This window comes from Terriglobales bacterium (genome assembly GCA_035764005.1).
Lineage (GTDB): Bacteria > Acidobacteriota > Terriglobia > Terriglobales > Acidobacteriaceae > Gp1-AA112.
Window position 1 is genome coordinate 88,581 of record DASTZZ010000065.1, and the last position, 21,245, is coordinate 109,825.

At 56.9% G+C, this 21,245-nt stretch carries 14 protein-coding genes; 4 read left to right on the plus strand and 10 right to left on the minus strand.

Annotation, left to right across the window (positions count from 1 at the left end; all coding sequences use genetic code 11):
- The first annotated feature begins 4 nt into the window (after positions 1-4).
- Positions 5-634, plus strand: a complete 630-nt coding sequence (locus tag VFU50_10150; protein HEU5233212.1) for an HNH endonuclease — start codon at positions 5-7, stop codon at positions 632-634.
- 55 nt (positions 635-689) lie between these two features.
- Here the strand turns inward: VFU50_10150 and VFU50_10155 are convergent, their stop codons facing one another.
- Both VFU50_10155 and VFU50_10160 read right to left on the minus strand, forming a co-directional pair.
- Complete coding sequence (locus VFU50_10155; GenBank protein ID HEU5233213.1) at positions 690-1,409, minus strand: urate hydroxylase PuuD; 720 nt, start codon at positions 1,407-1,409, stop codon at positions 690-692.
- A 9-nt stretch (positions 1,410-1,418) separates the two neighbouring features.
- Positions 1,419-1,553, minus strand: a complete 135-nt coding sequence (locus VFU50_10160; GenBank protein ID HEU5233214.1) for a hypothetical protein — start codon at positions 1,551-1,553, stop codon at positions 1,419-1,421.
- Positions 1,554-1,801: 248 nt separating this feature from the next.
- On the opposite strand from VFU50_10160, the gene VFU50_10165 reads away from it, so the two are divergent.
- The 3 genes from VFU50_10165 to VFU50_10175 all read left to right on the plus strand — a co-directional run bounded on the left by VFU50_10165 (position 1,802) and on the right by VFU50_10175 (position 6,743).
- Positions 1,802-4,117 (plus strand): glycoside hydrolase family 2 TIM barrel-domain containing protein, encoded by a 2,316-nt coding sequence (locus VFU50_10165; GenBank protein HEU5233215.1) that lies wholly within the window; start codon positions 1,802-1,804, stop codon positions 4,115-4,117.
- 170 nt (positions 4,118-4,287) lie between these two features.
- Entirely contained in the window at positions 4,288-5,649 is a 1,362-nt protein-coding gene (locus VFU50_10170; protein HEU5233216.1) for an amino acid permease, read from the plus strand.
- The gene (locus VFU50_10175; GenBank protein HEU5233217.1) at positions 5,622-6,743 is read left to right on the plus strand and encodes a pyridoxal phosphate-dependent aminotransferase; all 1,122 of its coding nucleotides are present in this window, start codon (positions 5,622-5,624) and stop codon (positions 6,741-6,743) included. Before VFU50_10170 ends, VFU50_10175 begins: the two co-directional genes overlap by 28 nt.
- A 251-nt stretch (positions 6,744-6,994) precedes the next feature.
- On the opposite strand, the gene VFU50_10180 is transcribed toward VFU50_10175, so the two are convergent.
- The 8 genes from VFU50_10180 to VFU50_10215 all read right to left on the minus strand — a co-directional run bounded on the left by VFU50_10180 (position 6,995) and on the right by VFU50_10215 (position 21,180).
- Entirely contained in the window at positions 6,995-9,298 is a 2,304-nt protein-coding gene (locus VFU50_10180; GenBank protein ID HEU5233218.1) for a transferrin receptor-like dimerization domain-containing protein, read from the minus strand.
- A 125-nt stretch (positions 9,299-9,423) separates the two neighbouring features.
- A complete protein-coding gene (locus tag VFU50_10185) occupies positions 9,424-10,332 on the minus strand; it encodes a polysaccharide deacetylase family protein (protein ID HEU5233219.1) in 909 nt (302 codons plus the stop codon).
- A gap of 205 nt (positions 10,333-10,537) precedes the next feature.
- Positions 10,538-11,731, minus strand: coding sequence for a tetratricopeptide repeat protein (locus tag VFU50_10190; GenBank protein ID HEU5233220.1), 1,194 nt, complete (start codon positions 11,729-11,731; stop codon positions 10,538-10,540).
- 82 nt (positions 11,732-11,813) lie between these two features.
- Positions 11,814-13,043, minus strand: a complete 1,230-nt coding sequence (locus tag VFU50_10195) for an alpha/beta hydrolase-fold protein (protein HEU5233221.1) — start codon at positions 13,041-13,043, stop codon at positions 11,814-11,816.
- Positions 13,044-13,084: 41 nt separating this feature from the next.
- Positions 13,085-15,751 (minus strand): glycoside hydrolase family 3 C-terminal domain-containing protein, encoded by a 2,667-nt coding sequence (locus tag VFU50_10200; protein HEU5233222.1) that lies wholly within the window; start codon positions 15,749-15,751, stop codon positions 13,085-13,087.
- A gap of 80 nt (positions 15,752-15,831) precedes the next feature.
- A complete protein-coding gene (locus VFU50_10205) occupies positions 15,832-19,257 on the minus strand; it encodes a TonB-dependent receptor (protein ID HEU5233223.1) in 3,426 nt (1,141 codons plus the stop codon).
- Between the two features lie 294 nt (positions 19,258-19,551).
- A complete protein-coding gene (locus VFU50_10210) occupies positions 19,552-19,863 on the minus strand; it encodes a 2Fe-2S iron-sulfur cluster-binding protein (protein HEU5233224.1) in 312 nt (103 codons plus the stop codon).
- A gap of 63 nt (positions 19,864-19,926) precedes the next feature.
- Entirely contained in the window at positions 19,927-21,180 is a 1,254-nt protein-coding gene (locus VFU50_10215) for a serine/threonine-protein kinase (GenBank protein ID HEU5233225.1), read from the minus strand.
- Positions 21,181-21,245: the final 65 nt, after the last annotated feature.

Below are 21,245 nucleotides of genomic sequence, written 5' to 3' on the forward strand. Positions count from 1 at the left end.
GGTCATGTCGAGACACAATCCACTGTCGCATCGTCACGCCGGCCATCATGCGCAGCCAGTGCATCCCGGCTCCCCTGCTGCGCTGGCGACTCACGTTGTGCCCAGCGACAATGGACGCCTGCCGATGCAGTCGCCGGTTCTCGTCCTGAATGCCTCGTATGAGCCGATCAACATTTGCGCCGCGCGCCGTGCTCTGGTCCTCGTTCTGAAGGGTGTAGCGATTACCGAAGAAGAGAACGGACACTTTCTGCATTCAGCGCGGCTGGCGATGCGGCTGCCATCGGTGATTCGTCTACTCGAGTACCGCCGCATTCCGCATCAGACGCGAGCGCTCTCGCGGAAGAACATTCTTCTGCGTGACCGCAATACCTGCCAGTACTGCGGCGTCGTGCTCTCGTCCGCCGAGCTCACCCTCGATCACGTGATTCCACGCTCGCGCGGCGGTGTGTCAACCTGGGAAAACCTCGTGGCGTGCTGCCATCCATGCAATCATCGCAAAGGCAACCACCTGCTAGGCGAGATCAACATGCGATTGATGCGCGAGCCCCGCGCCTTCAGCCTGCACACCAGCCGTCACATCATGCGCATGATCGGCCGCTCTGACCAGAAGTGGCGCAAATATCTTTTCTACTAAGGCCATCCGACACATTAACGGATGAAGCTGCGCGGGCTGCTTGGCGCTTTCAGTGTTATACCCCGAATAGGGGAAAGTGGCTGGCTGCACCCATGAAGAAGATAATGAAGAAGGTGAGGTAGAAACTGAAGCGGGAGGTCAGCGCAGATTGACGCGCGACTGCCATGAGATTGGCCGGCATCGATGTGGTGCTTGCGCCTTCTGATTCCATCCAGCGCAGGATTTTCTTATTCGCGCGCCACACGATCCCCCATACATTCAGCAGCAGAAAAAGTCCCATGCCGCCACCGATACCAATCGAGAGTGAACGATTGCTCTCCCAGCCATGTGCGTTCAGGCGGAGGAACAACCACGAGGCGACGATCATCACGATTGCGGTTGCGATGAACAGCAGTGGCTTGTTTCCGGATCGCAGCAGCGCATAGAAGATGATCCAGACCACGACCCAGATCACCAGCCAGCTCAGGAAGAATGCTCCGGCGTTTCCATTTCCGTTTTTGGCTTCCGCTCCGGCGATTTGCCCGAAGTAGGCGAAGCCGGAGAGGACTGCGACCAGCGAACTCCAGCGAAACCAGTTGAGCGCGCGCCACATCAGTCGCGGCAAAATGCGCGGGCGTATCTGCGGATCAAGCGCTGCCGCAAATTGCGTGCTGACCAGATTGAAGAAATAAAGGAAGCCGATCCACAGGATCGCGCTCACGATGTGCAGCCAGCGCCAGAAAATCTCTACGTTGACAGTCGTGCCTTGCGGCCAGTGGACGAGCGGAGCGGCCATTCTGGGAATCTATTTCCAGTACAGGAAAGCGACGCCGCAAATGAGGAGAGCAATGGTGGCGGAGATGGCCACGCAGATGAGCAGCGTGATGCCAAACTCGAAGGGATTGCCGGGAGTTTCGTTGTGCGGTCGAACGTCGGTCATGCGAACTAATGTAGGGCTTCGTTTCGATACATGCAAGTGAAGGGCGCAACAGAACCGTCGGCGGTTAGCCGAATGGGGCAGCCGCGTGTTTTGTGGCTGCGCTTGGCTGCGCAGTTTACAGGTGTCGCTACGCCCGGAGCTGGCCATTCGGCCAGCTCCGGCCCATCGCCTAGCGGAGACGGTTCTGTTGCAATCCGCTCTTCGTTTTGAAACACTGGCCCGCTCACAATCTCACTGGGAAAGGCATCATGAACCGAAGAGATTTCGTTAAGGCGGGCTCCGTCGCGCTTGCCGGGTTTTCACTTTTGCCTGAAAGTTTCGGCACTCCCGCGAGCGCGACAGGCCGGACGGTCTTCTCGATCAACCGCAACTGGCGCTTCAGTCCGCAGCGCGCACAGAACGACACCGCCCCCGACTTCGACGATTCGAAGTTCGAGCAGGTCACCGTCCCGCACACGAACAAAATGCTGCCGTGGCATGACTTCGACGAGAAGTCATACGAGTTCGTTTCCATCTATCGCCGCAAATTCCGTCTGCCGCCGGAAGCGCGCGGGCGGCATGTGTTCGTCGACTTCGATGGCGCGATGACCGCCTCAACCGTGTGGATCAACGGCCAGCGTCTGGGCGAATACAAGGGCGGTTACACGCCGTTCTCGTTTGATCTCACGCCGCATATCAACTGGGAGGGCGATAATCTCCTCGCCGTGGAACTCGACTCCACTGAGCGTCCCGACATCCCTCCCTTCGGCGGTCTGATCGATTACCTGACCTTTGGCGGAATCTATCGCGATGTGCGTCTGCGCCTCGTGCAGCCTACCTATCTTGAGAACATCTTCGCCAAACCACGCGATGTGCTGACCGACCATCCTTCCGTGGACGTTTCCTGCTTTGTCGCGCGCCTCGCGCCGGATAAGGGCTCGCTTACGCTGGAAGCTGAGCTGCGCGACGGCGATCGCGTGGTTGCGCATGCGACCAAGAACATCCCGGGCGGAGCCGCTACGCAGGAGCCGGTTGCATACGACGTCACGCTCAGCAATCTGGGTTCAGTTCGGAAATGGGATTTGAACAATCCCAATCTCTACACGGTCGTTGTTCGCCTGAAGCAGCGCGACTCGGTACTCGATGAAGACAGCCGCCGCATCGGCTTCCGCCAGGCGCAGTTCACCGATCATGGGTTCGAGCTGAATGGGGAAATCATCAAGCTGCGTGGACTCGATCGGCATCAGACCTTCCCATTTGTTGGACAAGCGATGGGAGCGCGTCCGCAGCGCCGCGATGCTTACATCCTGAAACGGGAATTGAAGTGCAATATCGTGCGCACTTCGCATTATCCGCAATCGCCGTATTTTCTCGATGCCTGCGACGAGCTTGGACTCTTGGTGTTCGAGGAAATACCCGGATGGCAGCATATCGGTGACCTGCAGTGGCAGGAGATTTCGATCGACAACGTTGGCCGAATGATTCGCCGCGATTGGAACCATCCTTCGATCATTCTGTGGGGCGTGCGCATCAACGAGTCGCAGGACTCACACGACTTCTACACCAAGACCAACGCGCTCGCGCATTCGCTCGATTCCACGCGGCAGACCGGAGGCGTGCGCTACCTGTACGACTCGGAATTTCTCGAAGATGTCTTCACTATGAACGACTTCGGATTCCCGCTGCGTCCGCCGAATCATCCGCGCTATCTCAATACGGAATTCGTCGGCCACACTTATCCGACCAAGATGTATGACACCGGCGAGCGCCTGGCCGAGCACATCCGCCGGCACGCGCGCGTGCACAACCAGCTTGCGACCAATCCGCAGTACGCCGGCGGACTCGGCTGGTGCGCCTTTGACTATGACACTCACGAGGAGTTCGGTTCGGGCGATCGCATCTGCTATCACGGCGTGAGCGACATTTTCCGTCTGCCCAAGCCTGCGGCGTACTTCTACGCTTCGCAGTGCGATCCGTCGGAAGAAATCATTCTCGAACCCGCCTTTCAATGGTCGGCGGTGGATGATTACAGTCAAGCGACGGAGGCGGCTATCGTGTGCTCCAACTGCGATCACCTCAAGTTCTACAGCGGCGATCGTCTTACCGCGGAAGCCGATCCAGATCGCACGACCTTCGGCAATCTCCCGCATCCGCCCTTCACGGTGAAGCTGAATCATGCATATCGCCACACCGATAAAGGTCCGTTGCGCATTGAGGGCTACATTGGCGGCCGGAAAGTTGTGGAGAAGCAGTTCTCGCACAGCGGAGTCGATCAGGAGTTCGTGGTCAAGCCCGATGACACGACGCTTATTGCCGACGGCGCCGACTGCACGCGCGTGATCATGCGCGTGGCCGATGAGTTCGGAAATCTGCGCCGCTATTCGACCGCTTCGATCGAGCTAAGCCTTGATGGCCCGGCCGAGATCATCGGCGAGAATCCGTTCAGCTTGGTCGGAGGAGGCGGTGCCGTCTGGATTCGCGCCAAGCAGGAGCCGGGAAGCGTGACGCTTAGAGCGAAGCATCCCATTCTGGGAATCAAAGAAGTAAGAATCCAGATTTCACCGACCGAGCCCGAGCGCGTATGACCATGCTTTTCACCACGGAGGGTTTTTGTTGTCATTCCGAACCGGCTGTCTTTGCCGGTGAGGAATCCCTATAGATTTCCATCCGCTTACCGGAACCAGATGTACGAGTCAGCTTGCTTGCAATCTGGCCGTGGTGTGACTCGGGAGTTCATTGGAGGACCTTCAGGGCAATGGTAGGGATAGGGATTCCTCACCGGCAACTGCAGCCGGTTCGGAATGACAACACTTCGCTCGCGCGGCGACTTGGACTGTTCGACGCGACCATGCTGGTAATGGGCGGCATCGTCGGCTCGGGCATCTTTATCAATCCGTACGTTGTTGCCCAGCAGGTTCACACGCCAACGTTGATTCTCGGTGCGTGGGTCGTAGGCGGCGTGATTGCGCTTGCCGGCGCCTTCATCTATGCCGAATTGGGACAGCGTCTCCCGCAGGTCGGCGGCCAGTACGCCTATCTGCGCGAAGCTTACCATCCGCTGTTCGGATTCCTCTACGGATGGACGCTGCTGCTGGTTATCCAGACCGGTGGCATGGCGGCGGTGACGGTCACGTTCGCGCGCTACTTTCTGGAACTAACCGGATGGCGCCTGTCCGAGGCCGGAATCGGAGTTGTTGCGCTTGGAATCCTCACAGTTCTGAATTGCCTTGGCGTGAAGACCGGCAGCACAGTGCAGAGCGCGCTGATGGTGATGAAAATCGCTGCCATCGCCTTTCTCGTCGGCTGCGGATTCATGTTTGTGCGGTCAGCGCAGCTCCACTGGGTTCCCATTTCAGACAAGCCGGCATCGCTAAGCCTGTTCTCCGAATTCGGAGCCGCAATGGTTCCCGTGCTCTTCGCTTATGGCGGATGGCAGACGACACCCTTCGTCGCCGGCGAACTGCGCGACCCGCGCCGCGACCTTCCTCGCGGACTTCTGCTCGGCGTGATCGGAGTTATCGCGCTGTACACGAGCGTGAGTCTGGTTTGTCTGCGTGCGCTCGGTCCTGCGCAGTTGGCGCTCACGCGCACTCCTGCTTCTGCAGTGATGGGAGCTGCGCTGGGCAACGTCGGCAGCACCATCATCGCGTGCGGCATCGCCATCTCCACTTTGGGATTCCTAAGTCAGGGAATCCTTACCGCTCCGCGGGTCTATTTCGCGATGGCTGAAGACGGAGCCTTCTTCCGCAGCGTGGCTCGCGTTCATCCAACGACGCGGGTGCCAGTCCTCGCCATCGTGCTGCAGACCGTCTGGACGATGGTCATTATGCTGACCGGCCGCTACGAGCAGATTCTGAACTACGTCGTTTCGATGGACTGGGTGTTCTTCGGGCTTTCTGCCGGATGTTTGTTCGTCTTTCGCCGTCGCCGAGTCGGCGAAGCTGATTTTCTTATGCCCGGTCATCCCTGGAGTACGGCAATCTTCTGCATCGTCTGCGCGCTGGTCGTCGTCAATACAGTTGCGCGTTATCCCTCGAATACACTCATAGGAGTGGCAATTCTGGTCTCCGGAATTCCGCTGTTCTTTTTATGGCGACACATCAATCTCTCGAAGTGATTCCCGTTCGCACGCAAGCGCGTTCGAGCTACATGGAGTTCGCGAAGCTGCGTTCGGCAGCGAAGTACAACCTCGCTACCAGCGGCATGGCCAGCTTCACCATGGCCGAGCTTGGGATAACCATCGATCAACTCGAAATCAATCCTCCGGCCGGATATGGCTACGCGCCTCTGGATCACGCGATCGCTGAGCGCTATCGCGTGCCGAAGGAGAGCGTGATTACCGCTTTGGGAACGTCGATGGCGAATTACTTCGCGCTCGCTGCCTGCACGGACCCTGGCGATGAGATTCTGGTAGAGCAGCCTACCTATGCTTTGCTGCTCGACACCTCGCGCTATCTCGGCTTGGACATCAAGCGCTTTCAGCGTCCGGCCTCGTTGGACTATCGGATCGATGTCGATGATTTGCGCCGGCAGATCTCATCACGCACTAAATTGATTGTGCTCTGCAATCTGCATAATCCCACTGGCGCGCTCACGTCAGAATCGACATTGCGCGAGATCGGCGAGATCGCGAAGAGAGTTGGCGCGCGGGTGATCGTCGACGAAGTTTATCTGGAGATGCTGTGGGAAAAGCATCCGCGCAGCGCGTTCCATATTGATCCTGAAGTTTTTCTCAGCACCAACAGCCTGACGAAAGCCTACGGGCTGAGCGGCATCCGCTGCGGTTGGGTGCTCGCTTCGCCAGAGATCGTGCAGCGCATCCGTCACTTTGAGGACCTGCACATGGGAACGAACGTTCATCCTGCAGAGTTAATGGGAGTGATTGCGTTCCACAAGCTCCATCAAATCGCGGCCAAACAGAAGAAGCGATTGGATGACAATCGCAAGCTCCTGCGCGAAGTTCTCGAATCCCAATCTGTGCTCGAATACTTCTGGCCGGAACATGGCACGATTGTCTTTCCGCGAGTCAGAGGAAATGCTGGCAAATTCGTGGAGCGCTTGCGTTCAGAGTACGAGTTGAGCGTTGTGCCCGGCGAGTTTTTCGAGGATCCGCAGCGCGTTCGCATCGGCGTTGGTGGTACGACGGAGAGCGTGCGTGCCAGTTTGGGACAGTTGCGGAAGGCGCTTCAGTCCAGCACCTCTACTCGATAAACATCGCTTCGTCTTATAAATATCGCGCCTCATAGACACTGCCTCCATTCCCAAACACTGTCATCCCTCGCGCAGCCGCGACGAAGCTTACGCTGAGAGAATTTGCTTTGCTGCGCGGGGGATCTGCTGTCTTTCACTTCGTCAGGAAAAGCAGATCCCCCGGGCCGCACACCAACTCTTCGAAATGATGCGCGCATGTCGGCGGCCCGAGGGATGACAATATCCAAATAGTGATCTTCACTTAACCCAACTTACTTCCCCTGCTCCATGCCCTCCAACTGCTTCGCCGCGTCCTCGATCATTTGCGCCTCGTGCTCCAGCACGCGGCCGATGGTCTGCGAGCCTTGATCGGCCTCCTGCCATTTCTTCTGCTCGATGGATTCGCGGACTGCGGGCAGCGTCTTTACGCCGTAGCCGGTGTAGGCGCCGGGCGCGTAGATCTGGTTCTTGAACCACGGGCGCTCGGGCAAGCCGTTTTCGTCGAGGAAACCGCGCTCAGCTTCGATCAGCTTCTGGTTGAGTTGCTGAATGCTGCTGTTCGCGTACGCCGCGCCGCCTTTTTCCTGGGCTTTGGTCAACGCTGTCTCGAAATGGTCGGAGCTGCGCTTCATTGCCGCGCTGCCGTTTTCTAGCGGTGCGAAATTAATGAAGGGCGGAACGTCTTCCCGTTTCGGAGCTACGGTCGGATGCTCCGGATCCGACACCGCGTCGTAGGCGCCTTCGTCAAGCTCGCGATTGACTTCCGCCTGCTTGTCCTGCTCGGTCTTGAGCAGCGTCTCAACCTCTTTCACATATCGAGCCACGGTATCGGCGGCATCGCCGAAGCTGAGAGGAATCAGTTCGGCATCGGCCATGCGCATCACGGCTGAGCCGCCGAGCTGTGCTAGCGCTCGGCCATACACGAACTTGGTATCAGAGAAGTGCGTGTACCAGTAGAAATCGTCGTAGATAGAGTGATAGACGCCGCCTCCGCCTTCGCCGCCAAATCCGATGTTGAGCGCCGCTATGCCGGCGTGATCGAGGAACGGCGCGTAGTCTGAGCCATCGCCAAGCGCGCTGATGCGCAGCTCACTCGAGCTACGCAGATCTCCGCGGTCGCTCTCGGCGGTTGCGCGAGAAATACGCTGCAAACGCGCCCGCTGCCAGACAGAAAGGTTCGGCTTCTCCGGATCTTGTATGTCGTGGCCCACATCGTTGATGAAGCGCTCCAGGCGATGATCGCCCGAGGCGCGCCAGAAGCCGCGGCCACTGCCGTCAGAATTCACGTACATCACCGCGTGCTGCTGCAGTTCCTTGATGTGAGTCTCCACCCACTCGGTTGAGCCGAGCAGGCCGGGCTCTTCGCCGTCCCACAGGCAATAGATGATGGTGCGCTTCGGCTTCCAACCTTGCTTCAGCAGTTCGCCAAGAGCGCGGCCTTCTTCGAGCACCGCAGATGCTCCTGAAATGGGATCGTCGGCGCCGTTCACCCAAGCGTCATGATGGTTGCCGCGGATTACCCACTCGTCGGGATACGTCGAGCCGGGAATGCGCGCGATCACGTCGTAGACCGGCTTGATGTCCCAATTCGACTTCATCACCAGATGTACCTGCGCAGGGCCGGGGCCCATGTGATAGGTGATCGGAAGTCCTCCGGCCCACTTATCGGGAACCACTTCCCCGCCCATCGCTTCGAGCAACGGTTGCGCATCTGCATAGGAGATCGGAATCACCGGAATCTTTTCGATGACCTTGCTCTCGCTGATAGACAGCCGCTTGGCGTCTTTGGTTGCGCCAACACCAGGGGTGAGCGGATCGCCGGGGTAGTCGGTATCTTCCACACTGCCGCGCTGCACGCCGTCTTTGGGACGATAGGCCCCTTTTGGGAATACGTCGCCGGGCACATAGCCGTCGTCGGAGGGATCGGAGTAGATGATGCAGCCCTTGGCGCCATGCTCATATGCGACTTTGGGCTTGATGCCGCGCCATCCGGCCCCGTAACGGGCGATCACGATTGCGCCTTTTACGGAGATGCCCATGCGATCGAGCTGGTCGTAGTCATCGCGCATTCCGTAGTTCACATAGACGAGCGGCCCAGTCACGTCGCCATCGGCGGAGTAGGCATTGTAAGTCGGCAGTTGTTGCTGGGTTTGTCCCGAAGTGGGATCGCCGGGGACCGGCGGCTCCTGCAGCTTGGCGCGAAACTTCGTCGGCGCGACCAGCTCGACGACTCGCTCCTTAGGCGTAGGGAAGAGCACGTAAAAGGTTTCAATCTGGGCATCAAAGCCCCAGGATTTAAACTGCGATAGCATCCAGTCGGCATTCTCTTTGTCGTACGCCGAGCCGACGTTATGCGGATACGCGCTCAGTCGGCGCATGTTTTCGCGCAGGATGTTGGGATCGGGAATGGCGCGAAACTTCTGCTCCCATTGTTGCTCGGTGCGGGAAGAGTCGGTGGTGTAGCCGATGTATGCCTTCGGCGCATTGGTCGTGGATGTTGCGGTTTGTTGAGCTGTACCGTATTCAAGAAACGAGAAGATGAGGATGCAGGTTATTAAGGATTTACAGGAATACAAGTTTTTCCTCCTGATTAAGTGGCCGGGGGGTTGACACGAAGGTCACGAAGGCAACAACAAGGTCACGGAATAAGATTTCGTCTTCGTGAACTTGGTTTTGACTTCGTGTTAACCCCGGTGTTTTTTTACTTCAGTGTGCGAACCAGATCCTTCCAGCCCACGAGAACGAAACGCTGATCTTTGAGGAAATGGCGGAACTCTGGGCTCCTTACCATGTCGAAATCGTGCTGCCGCCATGCCGCTCCCCAGTTCGGATGATTCCATGTGGCGCCGCGCATCTCGTCGTCGTCGAAGCCGAGGTGAACAATCAACTCATAGACGCCAGGCCCTAACGGCTGCAGCATGTTCTCGTAGGTTTTCAACCATTGATGTGGAGCGACGCTGGGAGAGATCTGCAGAACTTCATCGACCAGGCTTTCGGATGGACGCAGCGTGCTCTCATCGACATTCCGCGTGCGCTTCAGCGGGATCGGCAGCTTGTAGTCCTCCGCGATCTTGCGGTAGACGCGAATCAAGTCGGCAGTGGTGAGCAACGCGCCCATGTGCGTGTCGAGATGGCTAAGCGGAATGCCCAGGCTGCGCGCTCGATCGATTTGCGCGTGCAGCTCGATCTCAACTTCCGAGGGCTTGTCCTGTTGTGCTACCTGCGTTTCGAGCAGCGGCAGATAGCCTTGCTGATCGAGCAGGCTGGGAACTTTGTCGCGCGGGCTCACCGGCCCCCAGCGGAAATCGGTCCATTCACTGTTTAGGGCCATGTGAATTCCCAAATCGGCCTGCGGATGCGCCTGCGCCCAGCGTGCCACCTCGGGAAGCCACGGGCACGGAACCAGGATGCTCGAGGAAGTCACCCATCCGTTTTCAAGTGCCTGCGTGATCGCGCGATTGACCGAGTGCGCCATGCCGAAATCATCGGCATGAATAATGAGCAGACGAGCCGAGGCAGGATAGCCCAGTTTTTCCTGAACAGTTTGCTTAGCAGATTGTTGGGCGAATGCAGATGCGAGCAGGAGTACAGAGCAAAGAATTGGCCGCATAAGTGAACGGGGAAGTGTAAGACATTGGCGGCGATTTGGACAGAGGCGCGCCAGCAGATTGTCATACCAATTTAGAAATGTCCCCTTGTTTACCAAAATAGAAATGTCCCCGCTTGTTCGAGAACGTTCACCCTGGAGGCGCGCATCCTGCAATGCCAGAATGTCTGGATTGAAGGAGGCCCACTGATCAGTATTGGCGCAGCAGTTACTTATTCGTTGAACGGTCCGCCTTTATCGGGCCCTCACCTCCAGGCCGGCTATTCTTTTTCAATTGGCTGAAAACAGACTCATCGGCTGCTTTTGTCAGCGTCTTGGTTTTCTCGAACTCCGCAGTCGCCTCCTGTTTTCTTCCTATGCTCTGATAAAGACGCGCGAGACGGTAATGAGCTCTTACATCGTTCGGACTCAGCTTTACTGCCAGCTTGAGTTCGCGCACCGCGGCCGCATTGTGTCCCATGTCGGCTTCGACAATTCCGAGATCGAGGTGTGCCAGCTGCATCTGTGGACTGAGATGGATCGCGTTTTGCAGCAATGGTCGTGCAATCTCCGGATGGTTCAGCTTTATTTGTGAGTCGGCGAGGAACGCCATGGCCTGTGCATTCCTGGGCACATTGTCGAGTTCCGCCTGGAACTCGCGTGCTGCTCCGTCATACTGGCCTTGAGTCCACAAGAGATAGCCAAGTCCAAAGTGAACGTTGGGCTCTTTCGGATTCGCTTTGACTGCATTACGAAATTGCTCGATGGCGCCGGAGTGGTCCTGCATCTCGTCCAGCGCTTCGCCCGCAAGCATGTCAGCCTCGGCGGATTCGGCGTTCAGGTTCAGGATCTCTCGATACACATCGAGCACGCATTGATACTGCTTCGACCACAGACAACTATGCGCAAGCAGCAGACGAAAGGGCAAATTCTGTGGCTCGGTTTCCGTCGCTTGTTTCAAATAGGGAACGGCGGCTGCGTATTGCTTCAGCCCATAGTGGGACATGCCGATCAGGGTCTTCAATCGCTGCACTTCCGGCGACGAAGGAGGTTGCTCCTTCAGCAAGCTTTCAAAGGTAGCGAGGGCATCTTTAAGCTCGCCGGCCTTGAATAGCGCGAGTCCGTAGTTCATGCGCAGTGCAGGCATATGCGGAGCCAGAGCCAGGGCTTTCCGATAGAGTGGGATCGCCTGCGCATAGCGCTGCTGCTGCGATTCGAGAAAGCCGAGATGAGCGTAGGCCTCGGCGCTAGTTGGCTGCAATTTCAGCAGGGCGCGCCAAGCGTTTTCGGCTTCAGCATTTCTGCCGGCCTGTTCGAGAGCGATGGCAGTTTGCCTTTGCTCGGCCGCTGTATGATCTTGCGCATGTGCAGGCAACCCGATGACCGTGACTACGGCCATTGCGCTGCAGAGCGTCAATCGCACAATGAAAGCTATGAAGCAGAGCATATGCAATTGTCGGCTGTTCGACAGAGCAGGTGCAATGCCAAGCACGATTCTTTGTATATCAGCGTCGAGCTACTTCCTGCTTAGCAGCTGTTTTGTCTTGAAAGAGCCTTGGAGCAAAATCCTTGAGATCGCGACGCCACGTCTGCCATTCGTGATCTGTGCCCGGTGATTCGTAGAAGACGTGCTGAATGTTTGCTTCTTCAAGAGACGAATGCAGCCGCAACAGTCCTGCACGCATCCTCTCAGGCTCTTTGGTACCCACTCCAACCCAAAGAAGATGTACTTTCTTCGCAAACGCAGCAGGATCGGCGAGTACTCCGTTGTAGTCGGTTTTGGGATCTAGTTTCCTGTTTCCCATCATCAGCATTCCGCCTGCGCCACTGAATCCCCCGATGTAAGAAAAGAGATCGAGATGATCGAAAGTAGTTTGGAATGTCTGCATGCCTCCCATGGAAAGACCGGCCATGGCACGGTGATCGCGATCCGCAATGGTGCGGAACGTGGAATCGACGAAGGGAATCAGAGCTTGCGTAAGATCGTCTTCGAATGCGGCAGACATGTCACGCATGGCTTTCATCATCTCGGGCGATCCGAAGGGCTTTCCTGTCAGATCGGGCGGAGCTTGTCCGGCGCGTCGCGCATAGCCATATGCCATCACCACGATCATCGGTTTGCAACTCTTCGCCGCGATCAGATTATCGAGAATGAAGTTCGCACGGCCTTGTCGAATCCAGCCTGTCTCGTCTTCGCCTCCACCATGCTGGAGATAGAGCACCGGATAACGCATTTTGGTTTGCGTGTCGTAATTCGGCGGCAGATAGACTAGCGCGTGTCGCCACGTTCCTGTGACTTTGGAGTTGTACCAGACTTCGCGCACCTGGCCGTGGGGCACGTCTTCTGGTGAGTAATACGTGCTCCCAGGCTCAGGGACCTCAACGGCGCTTGCATATTTACCTCCACCAAAAAATGCCTCACTGTTCGTGTCGCTGACATCAGCTCCATCGATGTTCACTGTGTAATAGTGCAAACCGGGAACGAGAGGTTCAGTAGTGAACGTCCAGAATCCGTCTGACTCTTTTTGCATATCGACTTTTGGTCCACTCCAAAAGTTGAGCCGGACCTTCGTTGCATCAGGGGCTTTAACGCGAATTTGCACTCTTCCTGCACTATCAACTTTGGGATATTCCGCTCCCCACACGTTGGTTGAAGCCGAGTGAAAATCGCCGGGTTCCTGAGCACAGCAAAAGATGGCGAACAAAACTATTAATGTGATCCCAATCTGCTTCATTGTCCCTCTCCTAATTACTTGTACTTAATCTCTCTTCAGCTCTATTCCGGCAACGCGTATTGTCCATCGATCTGGAACTGGCCGCTTACGCCTGGGGCTCCGGTATCGGGCTGGCCGCCGCCGATGCTGATGGTGTAGTCGCCTTGAGGGATAATCGGATCTCCCTCTTCGGTGACCATGCCCAGATCGCGTGGCCTGAGATCGAAATGAACCTGTCGGCTTGCCCCAGGATCGAGATGAATGCGCTCGAATCCACGCAGGGCCACGCGGGGCGCGCCCTTCACCGCTGGAAACTTGAGATAGAGTTGCACAACCTCATCGCCTGCGACTTTGCCCGCGTTAGTCACTGTTACGTCGGCGCCTACAGGCTGACCCGCGGGAGTACTCTGCGTCGGCACTTTGAGATTGCTGTAGCTGAACTTCGTATAACTAAGGCCGTAACCAAATGGATAGAGTGGCTTACCAGTGAAGTAACGGTAGGTCCGGTTCGCCATCCCATAGTCTTCAAAATTTGGCAACTGATCGACTCCCTTGTAGAAGGTAACGGGCAGCCGGCCGGCTGGATTGTTCTTCCCGCTTAGAGTTTCAGCGACTGCCGTGCCACCTTCTTCGCCCGGATACCATGCGTCAAGAACAGCATTGGCATGTTCGCTGATCCAGTTGACGGCGAGAGCGCTGCCGTTCATGAGAACGACGGCAACCGGCTTGCCGGTTCCTGCGACCGCTTCCACCAGGTCTTCTTCCGGTTGGGGCATGTCAATGCTGGTGCGGTCTCCGCCGAGGAATCCGGGCTCGCTGACCGGCATCTCTTCGCCCTCAAGCTGGCTGGTAATTCCCACGACAGCGATCACGACATCTGCGTTCTTCGCGGCAGCGATCGCTTCCGCCGAAGGCGCATTGTTCGCCTTCGTCCAGATCAGTTCCGCACGCGGTGCGCTGTTCCTGGTTCCGTACGAAATCTCCAGCGCGACCTTGCGGCCCTTCTCAAGGTGGACGCGGCCTACGCCCGCCGAGAGTCCGCGAGTACCACCGCCGAACGCGCTTGCTACTGGTTTGCCATCGACGGTAAGCCTTCCGAATCCCTGGCAGCGGATGCCAAGGAGGAAGTCTCCCGATTCCGTGGGTGTGAGGAATCCCGTCCATTGCACTCCGAAGGTCTTCTTGCTTGCGACTTCCGGCGGCAGGTTGGTCTCGGTTAGCTTCACGTTGGGTTCGGTGCGGGTGACGAGCGGCGTGGGCTTCGCTCCTTCAGCCGGTCCGCGGCGGATGCCTTCGGTGTACTCGGCCTCAAGCCCTCGCTTGCCATCCGGAGTGCTGAGCAGAGCATCTGGAACTGGACTTCCATCGGTCCTCAGGAACTGCGTTCCGGGAACGAAAGTTATAGACGCATTTGGGAACTCAGCCTTTAGGCCATCCATGATGGAGACGATATGCGTTGGCTGTCCCGCATAGTTTCCGAGAAGCGGTCTGGTCTGGTCAGCAAGCGGCCCAACAACGGCAATCTTCTTGATTCCCGGTTTCAGCGGCAGAAGGCCGTCGTTCTTCAGCAGGACCATGGATTCATTCGCGAGCTTGAGTGCTTGTGCGCGATGTTCGGCGCTGTCGAGCTCCTTCTCATCGATCTTCGTGTAGGGCACCATCTCCGGCGGATCGAACATGCCGAGCTTGATGCGCGCGGTGAAGAGGCGAATGAGTGCGGTGTCTAAGTCGCTCTCGGGTAGATACCCTTGCTGGACGGCATCGATATAGGCCTTGTCCACGGGCTCTCCAAAACGGGAAGTAAAGGTCACGCACTCGTTATCCATGCCGCGGATGACGGAGATGGCCGCGCCCTGCGCCTGCGTCGGGCGATAGCGATGATTGGCTGCGACATCTCTCACGGCATCGCAGTCCGAGACCACGTATCCCTGGAAGCCCCACTTCCCACGTAGCTGGTTCTGAAGCAGGTACTGGTTGGCACAGGCCGGCTGGCCGTTGATTGCGTTGTAAGCGCACATCACCGACCCTGCCTTTCCTTCGACGACCGCAGCGCGGAAGGCGGGCTCGTAAGTGTCGACCTCATCGTGCTTGCTTACGTCGACGTCGGCAAAGTGACGCGTAGGCTCAGGCCCGCTGTGCACTGCGAAATGCTTTGGTGTCGCGATCGCGAGATAGTACTTCGGGTTGTCGCCCTGCAATCCGGTGACGTAAGCAACACCCATGCGGCCGGTCAGAAACGGATCTTCTCCGTAGGTCTCCTGCCCACGACCCCAGCGTGGGTCACGGAAGATGTTGAGGTTGGGCGACCAGAAATCCAGGCCTCCCATAATGCCGGTATGCCCTTCACGCTGATTCTGGACATGCTTAATGCGCCCCTCAATGCCAATCTGGGCCGCCATGGTGTGAATGCCCGGCGCGTCGAACGTGGCCGCAAGCCCGATCGGTTCGGGATATTCAGTCACTCCCTCGTTGATCACGCCGTGCAGAGCTTCGCTCCACCATTGGTAGGCAGGAATCTTGAGCCGTGGCACTGCTGCGGAGTTGTTCTGCATCTCAGAAGCTTTCTCCGCCAGAGTCATGCGGTGGACCAGATCCGTCGCCCGCTCTTCGGGGGAAAGCTTCGGATTCATGTACGGCAGGTTGGAAGTGTCTTGCGCGATTGAGGTGGAAACGAGGATCCCGATGCACGTCGTTGCGACCGCTAATATGAATTTCCCAAAATGGCTCATGTATTCTCCCGGGGGTATTTGGTTGCAAAAAAGGCGCGACGGAACTTCCGTCGCGCCCAAGTGTGCGTGCGTGTCGAAAATCAGAAGCTGAACTTCGCGCCAAGCTGCAGAACGCGAGGATCGTAGGTAGAAGTCACCTTTCCGAAGTTCCCGTCGGCAGAGCCGGTATCAATACCGTTGAACTCCGTATGGTTAAAGGTATTGAACGACTCGAAGCGCAGTTGCAATCTCGGACCTTCCTCACGCGAGGTGAGGATGATGTTCTTGAACAGCGCGAGGTTAAAGTTGAACAGCCCGGGTCCAACAACCGCGTCTTTGCGAGCGTTGCCGAAAGTGAGAGGGGCTGGGTCCCCAAATGAGCTCTTCGTAAACCAGGCGTTTACTGTGTGCGGCAGCCCGATTGGGCCGATCACGTTTTCACGATTGGTTACGCCGCCCCCTAAGCCGAGAACATCGGCCCCGGTGTAGCGGATGTTGATCGGGGTGCCCGACTGTGCCACTGTAACTCCGGAGAATTCCCATCCTCCAAGCGTCTTCTGCAGGAATTTGTTGTCGCTCTTGTTGAAGAAGGGAATCGCGTAGACGTAGTTAGCGTTGAAGATATGACGCCGATCGAGAGCTCCCGAGCCGCGATCATAGGACAAGTCAAATGGGTTCGAAACCGCGTTGAGATCGTTGCTGACTTCATCGATTTCATGCGACCAGGTATACGCCAGTTGTACCGTCAGTCCATGACGGTTCTCCATGCGCACGCCGGCTTGGAACGAGTTGTACGCAAAGTTACTCTCGTTCTCCTCGACCGTGATGCTGGAGTAGCCAGGGAAGATTCGAGCCAGATTTGCGTTTTTCTGTCCGGCGACCACAAGAGCACGGTCGGCAAAGTCATTCCACGGGAGCGTATTGATTGCACGATCGTCGCTCTGGTCCCAACCTCGCGAACCCACGTATTGCACTTGTGCTACTACAGACGTTGCCACTTGCCGTTGGACGCCTAAGCTAAACATTGCCGTCCCCGGCGGTCGATAGTTGTATCCCAAGACTGTCATTGTCGACGGGAAGGTTTGGGATGTGGTAAGTCCGGTTAACGCACTCGTGTTCGGGTTCGAGAAGTAAACGTTCGTCGCTGATGGCTGGTACGCGAACGGTGGGTTCAACGCAGCGTTATATACGTCGTTGCCCTGAACGCGCTCGTAGAAGATCCCAACGCCGCTGCGAATGACTGTTTTGCCGTCTCCACCCACGTTGTAAGCGAATCCTAATCTGGGTTCGAAGGTGTAGAAGCTGTCCTGCACGTTGCCGCGTGGGAAGCCATTCACGCCGGCTTCACGAATCCCGTTTAGATAGAAGTTCTGTCCGTTGAAGCTGGTCAGTGTTGCGGGATTCAGGGTACCGTCGGGATTCATCGGATTCGGCTGGCTGCGGTCGTACAGCGACGGCACGAAGTTCGAGAACTGGTTATAGCGCTCGAACGCATGCGGCAAACCGTCGTAGCGCAAACCTAGATTTAGGGTTAGTCGTTGGGTTACGCGCCAGTTGTCGTTGCCATAGAAGCCGTAATTATTGTTGACCCAATGCTTGCCGGCGAGATATTGCAGTTGGGTGAAGCTATCGGCATCTCCCAGCAGGAAATTGATGTACGAATCTTTAGAAAACGACCCGTTGCCGAAATTAGCTGTTCCCTGCGTATTGGCTTGTAGCTCCTGATTCTTCACCGCATGGAGCCAGCTGAAGCCAAACTTGAAGGAGTGTTTGCCGCGAGTCCACGAGACGTCGTCCCGCGGCTCATAGCCAAAATAGGAATTTTTCCATGGGTAGTAACTGGAGCTCCAGCGAATGTTGTACGGAGCTCCCAGCCCAACCTCTGGCATGCGGCTGCCGAAATTATTGGCTGCCGGGAAAAACGTAGTTTGGGACCAACCGCTCGGCTGTACAAACGAGCCACCCGGACCGGCTATGGGATCCAGATTGATGGTATTGCCACTCCAGAGGAAGCTGGTTTCGTTGAGCAGGCTCGGTGAGTACGTTTGCGTCAACTTCAGAGTGGATGACCACGAAGGATTGAGCATCGCCGAGCCTACCGTTGGGTAGGTGCTGTTTCCCCACAGCGGCGGATAAATGGTCTGATTGACTGCATCGTGCAAGTAATGGCCCATCGCCTGGAACTTACTGCCGATGTTGTGGTCGAGCCGGACCACGTCTTCGCGCACGTTGGTCACCTGCGGAATCGACGATATGTATTGATTCGTGCCGAAGTTCGCTTTGGGGAAGGTACCGGCATTCATCTCGCGTACCGCGTTCTGATCGATCAGATTTGCCGGAATCGTATTGTTCGGAAAAGGCTGTCCTGGCGTCAGGCCGTCAGCTGCGTAGAGCGCCAGCTTGGCAGGATCGCTGGTTTGAGGAACTATTGGGGTGGTCTTACCTGCTGGAACGGTATAAGTGAACGGCTGGCCTAATGTCGGGAAATTTACTGCAGGAATCGCGGTTGCGACACTCGGCGTGCTCCCCTGAATCTGCCGACGCCACTCCTCATTCACAAAGAAAAATGTGTTGTTTCCAATGTGTCCGCCGAAGTTGCCGCCGGGGATGTTCAGGCGGAATTTCGGACGCGCTTTGCCTGCCTGATTCAGGAAGTAGTTATTCGCCTGATAGGCTTCGTTTCGGTTGAATTCCCAAATGGAACCATGGTAGTTCTTCGTTCCAGACTTAATCACCATCGTGATCTGTCCGCCAGAGCCGATGCCATAGTCAGGACTGTAGTTGCTGTCGAGTGTCTGGAATTCGGAGAGCGCATCGATCGAGGGTAGGGAACTGAAGCAGCCACCGCAGCCGCGATCGTTCAGCTCGCCACCATCAAGCAGATAGACATTGTGGGTGTTGCGCGTTCCGTTGAAGCTGATTCCATTCGCGCTCGTGAGCGCATTGGGACCTGCATAAGTGGGAAGGTTGTTCGATTTGCCCATTCCGAGAGCTGCAAGGGCCGTAACGTTGCGTCCGTTCGTCGCTAACTGCGTCACCTGCTGGCCAGTGATGAGACTGCTTACTTCATTCGTCTCCGATTGCACCTGCAGAGCGTCGGCTTCTACGTTGACCGTCTCCTGCGTGTTGCCGACCTTAAAGCCAACGTTCTCTTCCAGCGTCTGGGCCACGTGAATCACGATTCCGGCCCGAGAGAACTTCTGGAATCCCGGCGCGGTTGCTGCCATCGTGTACTGACCTGCGCCGACGTTGGCGAAGAGAAAATCGCCGCTGGAGTTCGAAACTGTATTTCGTACCTGGCCGGTGGCGACATTGGTGATGGTGATGCTTGCATTCACCACCGCTGCTCCCGACGGATCGGTTACGGTTCCGGTGATTGAAGCGTTGTCCTGCGCTCGCGCAGTGCCGGCGAGTATGGCCACCATCGTCATACACGCACACCACGTTGCGAAATGCTTCCAGCTTGGCAGTTTAGTTGTGAAACGGGATACCGCGTTGTGAGTCTTATCGGTGAAACGACCCATCATCTTCCCTCCTTGCTCCTAAGGATTGCGGTCGGATAACTGCTTTACTGCTTGGGCCCGAGGAATCGAATTTCTTTCTTAAGTAATCGTTTACTTAAAAAAGCTGAAACGTTTTAGACCGTCTGTCCCTGCGTTGTCAAGACTTTCTCGATGGCGGTGGATCTCGCCTGGTTTGGCTAGTGAAAGCTTTCGTCAGTGAAAGTCAACGCGCGAACCGAGATATTTGGAGCCAGAGAGGTCAGTAAGAGAAAAGGCCGTTTACCGCATTGCAGAAATTCTGCATTGCGAAACGAGTTGCTATTTGAGGCCGAGATCGCGAAGGCAGTAGCGGATCTCGCTCGCCGCTTCGACGACTTCCATTCCGGGCTGCACCATCAACTTGCAGGAGAGCGCCTGGCGGGGTGCGCTATCAGGGGATGCTTTGTAGGAGACGCGGCAATACTGGCATTCCTCATTCCAGCAGAACCTTCCCATGGCGACGTTGTCGGGAGAGAGGTATTGCAGGGCGCGCAGCAGCATATTGTCTTTCGGAACCTGGAACTCTCTTCCCAAAATCTTGATGGTTACAAGTTCATCGAAGGGCCGATAAAGCGCGCCAGGGTTGGACATGAGCGTGGCTTCATTGTAAACGCGGCGTTAGAGGACCCGAGGGCGAAGCGCAGAGCATCACAGTTACCTCGGAGGCGAAGCGGACGAAGGACCAGGTCTGTCAGACTCACGCACACTCTCAACGTCACGTTTTTCGCTAAGTTCGCGGCGCACATGCTTCGCCGGATTGGAAGGAACGTTGACGATGATCGTAGCCCCTCCTGGTAGGTGCTTGCGGTGAGCTCGGTGATGCCGCACGCCATAGAGAGTCACCATGACTCCCAGGACAAACGCAGCCGAGGACGCCAATATGGCTCCTCTTTTGGTTCTGAGCCAGAGCGCTGGGCGTGCTGGTCCGCTGACCGAGCGCTCGGCTGCTCTGGTGTTTGCGGCAGTAGCCTGCGAGGCCTTAATCGCGGGTAGTTGTTTGGTCGCAATCGGAGCTGCCTGGGCCAGGGCGACTGCCTGCGTCCGCTGAAGAGCACCATTCGATGCGGCCATAGCTGCCGCCTGCTTGCCTGCCTGCAAGGATGAGGACGAGAAATTCTCCAGGTCAGCAGCCAGTTCGGCTGCTGTCTGGTATCTATCCCCAGTTTTCTTTTCCAGACAGCGGGTGATCACGGCGCTCATCCCTGGATCGATCTGTGCGTGAAGATCACAAGGTGGGGGCGGTGTTTCGTTGATGATTTTGTAGATGACGGTCGCTACGGTGTCGCCTCCGAACGGACGCGCTCCAGTGACCATCTCATAGAGGATGACGCCAAAGCTGAACAGATCAGATCGGCCGTCGACCGCATGGCCCATTACCTGCTCCGGGGACATGTAATAAGGAGTACCGAAAACCTGCCCGGTTCGCGTGAGCGTGCCGACCGATTTCGAGATGCCAAAATCCATGATCTTTGCCAGCTTCTGACGCGTGATCATGATGTTCGCCGGCTTGATGTCGCGGTGCACGACGTCCATTGAGTGGGCATACTCGAGACCGGTTGCGACCTGCCTCGCGATCTCGATGATTTGCTCAGTCGGAATACGATGCGTTTCTGCCATCAAGGATTGGAGTGTCTCGCCTTCGAGATATTCCATCGCTATGTAGAAGAGACCATCGCACTCGCCGGCGTCATGAATGGTGACAATGTTGGGATGGTTCATCTGACCGGCTGCGTGAGCTTCATTGCGGAAGCGACGCAGCAGTTCATCGCGCTCGATGGCATCGACATCGAGGCGCGTTGTCTTGAGGGCGACCGTGCGTCCAATCGTAGGATCGATTGCGCGATAGACGACGCCCATCGCTCCGCGTCCTAATTCGCCGATGATTTCGTAACGTCCAACCTTATCCATTGCGCTCTAACGCGGAAAATAGCGCAACATAGCCCTAAATGCGATCAAAATGCATGGCGCGTGGG